At 74.5% G+C, this 3,562-nt stretch carries 4 protein-coding genes; 1 reads left to right on the top strand and 3 read right to left on the bottom strand.

From position 1 onward, the window contains the following. A partial coding sequence (locus tag HMPREF3105_RS12400) for a hypothetical protein (RefSeq protein ID WP_070709899.1) occupies window positions 1-440 on the top strand: 440 nt, incomplete at its 5' end. A gap of 40 nt (window positions 441-480) precedes the next feature. Here the strand turns inward: HMPREF3105_RS12400 and HMPREF3105_RS12395 are convergent. The 3 genes from HMPREF3105_RS12395 to HMPREF3105_RS12385 form a co-directional block, all read right to left on the bottom strand. Continuing rightward, window positions 481-1,689, bottom strand: a complete 1,209-nt coding sequence (locus HMPREF3105_RS12395; RefSeq protein ID WP_070709897.1) for an amidohydrolase — start codon at window positions 1,687-1,689, stop codon at window positions 481-483. 66 nt (window positions 1,690-1,755) lie between these two features. Beyond that, a complete protein-coding gene (locus tag HMPREF3105_RS12390) occupies window positions 1,756-3,015 on the bottom strand; it encodes a cystathionine gamma-synthase (RefSeq protein WP_083325348.1) in 1,260 nt (419 codons plus the stop codon). A gap of 61 nt (window positions 3,016-3,076) precedes the next feature. Beyond that, window positions 3,077-3,562, bottom strand: a 486-nt coding sequence (locus HMPREF3105_RS12385) for a CBS domain-containing protein (RefSeq protein ID WP_141762549.1), incomplete at its 5' end; no start/stop codon positions are given.

Genomic DNA, 3,562 nt, shown 5'->3' with positions numbered 1-3,562 from the left:
TGGCGATCCTCGACGCGCTCGAGTCCGGCCTCGTCCACCCGCTCCTGAAGGTCGCGCGCATCTACTGGCTCGCGGTCACCGTGGTGCTGGTCGGCATCGCGGGCGCGTTCATCTGGAACGGGGCCCGCGCACAGGACAGCGGCGAGCCCGTCATCGATCCGCTCACCGGCATGGAGTCGGTGGGCGTGCTGGGCGGCGCGACGGGGCAGTTCACGATGGGCACCGCCGTCGGCCTGCTGGCCGCGGCGTCCCTGTGGGGCTGGATCGGTCTGCTGCGCCGCCGTCGCTCGGCGATCGGGACCCTGACGTTCATCGCCGTCCTGCTGGCCGCCCCCGCGTTCCTGCGGGCCAACGGCCTGCTGATCATCCTCGCCGTCGTGATGCTCCTGGGCGCCGCGCTCGTCTGGCTGCCACCCGTGCGCTCGCGCCTGCGGCGCTGAACCCGCGCGTCCCGCCCACGCCGCCGGGCGGCGGCGCCGCTCAGTCCTCCGCGGGACGGGCGGAGGCGACGACGGGCCGGGCCGTGGCGAGGTCGTACTCCATGACCTGACGGCCGCCGATCCACACGCTCAGGGCCCGCTGCATGACATCGAGCGGGTCGCCGGACCAGAGCACGAGGTCGGCGTCCTTGCCCACCTCGAGGGAGCCGATGCGGTCGTCCAACCCCAGCACGCGCGCGGGATGGAGGGTGATGGCGCGCAGAGCGGTCTCCCGGTCCAGGCCCTCCTTCACCGACAGCGCGGCCTGGTAGACGAGGAAGTCGATGGGCACCACCGGGTGGTCGGTGATGATGCTGATCTCGACGCCGGCCCGCGCCAGACGCCCCGGGTTGCGCATCGAGCGACCCCGCAGCTCCGGCTTGGACTTGGTGGTGAACAGCGGGCCGATCAGCACCGGCACGCCGCGGGCCGCGAGCTGGTCGGCCAGCGGGTGCGCCTCGGTGCCGTGGTCCAGGACGAGGTCGTAGCCGAACTCGTCGGCCAGGCGCAGGGCGGTGGCGACGTCGTCGGTGCGGTGGCAGTGCTGGCGCCAGGGGATCGTGCGCTCCAGGACGAGGGCGAGGGCGTCGAGGTGGGGGTCGCGGGTGAAGGGCTTGTCCTCGCGTTCGGCCTCCGCGCGGCGGGCCATGTAGCCCTGCGCCCGCAGGAACGCCTCGCGGATCACGAGGGCGGTGCCCAGCCGCGTGGACGGGGTGCGGCCCTTCTCCTTGTAGACGTTCTTGGGGTTCTCGCCGAGGGCGGACTTCACGCCCGAGGGACTGCGCAGCACCATCTCGTCCACGGTGCGTCCGTGGGTGTGCAGCGCCACCGCCTGGCCGCCGATCGGGTTGCCCGAGCCGGGGTTGACGTTCACGGTGGTCACCCCGCCGGCCAGGGCGTCCTTCCAGCCCGGCTCGTTCGGGTCGACGGCGTCGATCGCCCGCACCCCGGCCATCACCGGGTCCGTCATCTCGTTGACGTCCGCGGTCGCCCCGACCTCGCCCTCGGCGTGCATGCCGAGGTGGACGTGGGCATCCACGAAGCCGGGCAGCAGCCAGCGGCCCTCGCAGTCCACGACGTCGGCGCCGTCGGGTGCCTGGACGTCGGGGCCGAGCGCGGTGATCCGGCCGTCCTCGACGAGCAGGGCGCCGTCGAACGGCTCGGCGGCGACGGGGACGACGTGGGCGTTGACGAAGGCGGTGAGGGTCATGCCCGTCACACTACGCCGCCCCGTGCTCCCCACCCGTGCGCTAGACCTCTGGCGGACGTCGGCGGGTCAGAGGCTGCCCAGAGCCCGCTCCAGGTCCGCCACGAGGTCCTCGGCGTCCTCGATGCCCACCGACAGGCGCAGCAGGTCGTCCGGCACGGCCAGCTCCGTGCCGGCCACGGACGCGTGGGTCATCTCCGCCGGGTAGTTCATCAGCGACTCGATGCCGCCCAGGGACTCGGCGAGCTGGAACAGGCGGGTCGACTCGGCCACGCGGCGGGCCGCCGCGGCGCCGCCGGACAGGCGCAGCGAGACCATGCCGCCGAAACCGCGCATCTGCCGCTGTGCGAGCTCATGGCCGGGGTGGTCCGGCAGCCCCGGGTACAGCACCTGGGAGACCTCGGCGCGGCCGGTGAGCCACTCGGCGACGGCCTGGGCGTTGGCCTGGTGGCGGTCCATGCGCACCCCGAGCGTCTTGAGGCCGCGCGTGGTCAGGTACGCGTCCATGGGCCCGTTCACGGCCCCCGCCGCGAACTGCTGGAACTTCACCTGTTCGGCGAGTGCGGCGTCCGGGATCACGAGCGCCCCGCCGATCACGTCCGAGTGGCCGCCGATGTACTTCGTGGTGGAGTGCACCACCACGTCCGCGCCGAGGGCGATCGGGGACTGCAGGTACGGCGTCGCGAAGGTGTTGTCCACCACGAGCAGGGCGCCGTGCGCGTGGGCCGCCTCCGCGACCGCGGCGACGTCGGAGATCTTCATCATCGGGTTGGACGGGGTCTCCAGCCACACCATGACCGGCCCCGTGGCGGCGGCGCGCTCGACGGCGGCGGCGACCTGCTCGGCGTCCCCCATGTCCACGACGACGTGCTCCACGCCCCACGGGGCGAGCACGCGGGAGATGAGGCGGTAGGAGCCGCCGTACACGTCGTTGCCGAGCACGATCGTCATGCCCGGCCGGCCCGCGCCCATGATCAGCGCGGTCTCCGCGGCCAGGCCGGAGGCGAACGTGAGGCCGGTGGCCCGGGGGGCGCCGGACTCGTCGACGCCGGCCTCGAGCGCGGCCAGCTGCTCCTGCAGCGCGTCCCGGGTGGGGTTGGTGCCGCGGCCGTAGTCGTAGCCGCGCCGCAGCTCGCCGACGGCCGTGGGCGCGTAGGTGCTCGAGAGGTGGATCGGCGGGACGACGGCGCCGAACACCTCGTCCAGGTGCTGGCCCGCGTGCACGGCGCGCGTGCCGAAGCCTCCCCCCTGGGGGTGGGCGGCGGCGTCTTCGGCGCCGGTGTCGGGGGTGGTGGCGTGCGGGTCCTCGTGGACGTTCTGCTCGGTCATCTCGGGAGCCTCCTCGGAGAGATCGGGTCGGGTGGGGCGGGCGCGGCCGGTGCGGCCGGCCTCAGGCGGTGACGTGGGCGAGGACGTCGTGCAGGGTGACGACGCCCTGGACGCGGCCGGCCTCGAGCACCAGCAGCACGGGGTCCTGGGCGAGGCGCCGGGCCACGGCGCGCAGCGGGGTGCGCGCCCCCAGGCAGGGCAGCACGGGGCCCATGACGTCGGCCACGGGGGTCTGCGCGGTGGCCCGCCCCTCAGCGAGGGCGTCCGCGAGCGCGGCGGAGGAGACGGTGCCGCGGACCTCGCCGATCCGCAGGTCGTGCCGGGGCTCGAGGATCACGGGCAGGGCGTCGACGCCGTACCGGTTCATGGTCGCCACGGCGTCCGCCACCGAGGTGGTCGGGGCCGCGGTGACGAGGGTGGGCACGGAGCCCGGGAACAGGTCGGCCTTCTCGGTCAGCAGCTCCCCCGCCGTCGCGGACCAGCGGTCGGCCTCGGCGGGGGCGCCCGCGCGGGTCGCCGGCTCGGCGTCGGCGTGCTCGAGCACCTC

Source organism: Micrococcus sp. HMSC31B01 (assembly GCF_001816085.1).
Classification (GTDB): Bacteria; Actinomycetota; Actinomycetes; order Actinomycetales; family Micrococcaceae; genus Micrococcus; species Micrococcus luteus.
This window is presented reverse-complemented; position numbering and strand designations above follow the sequence as displayed.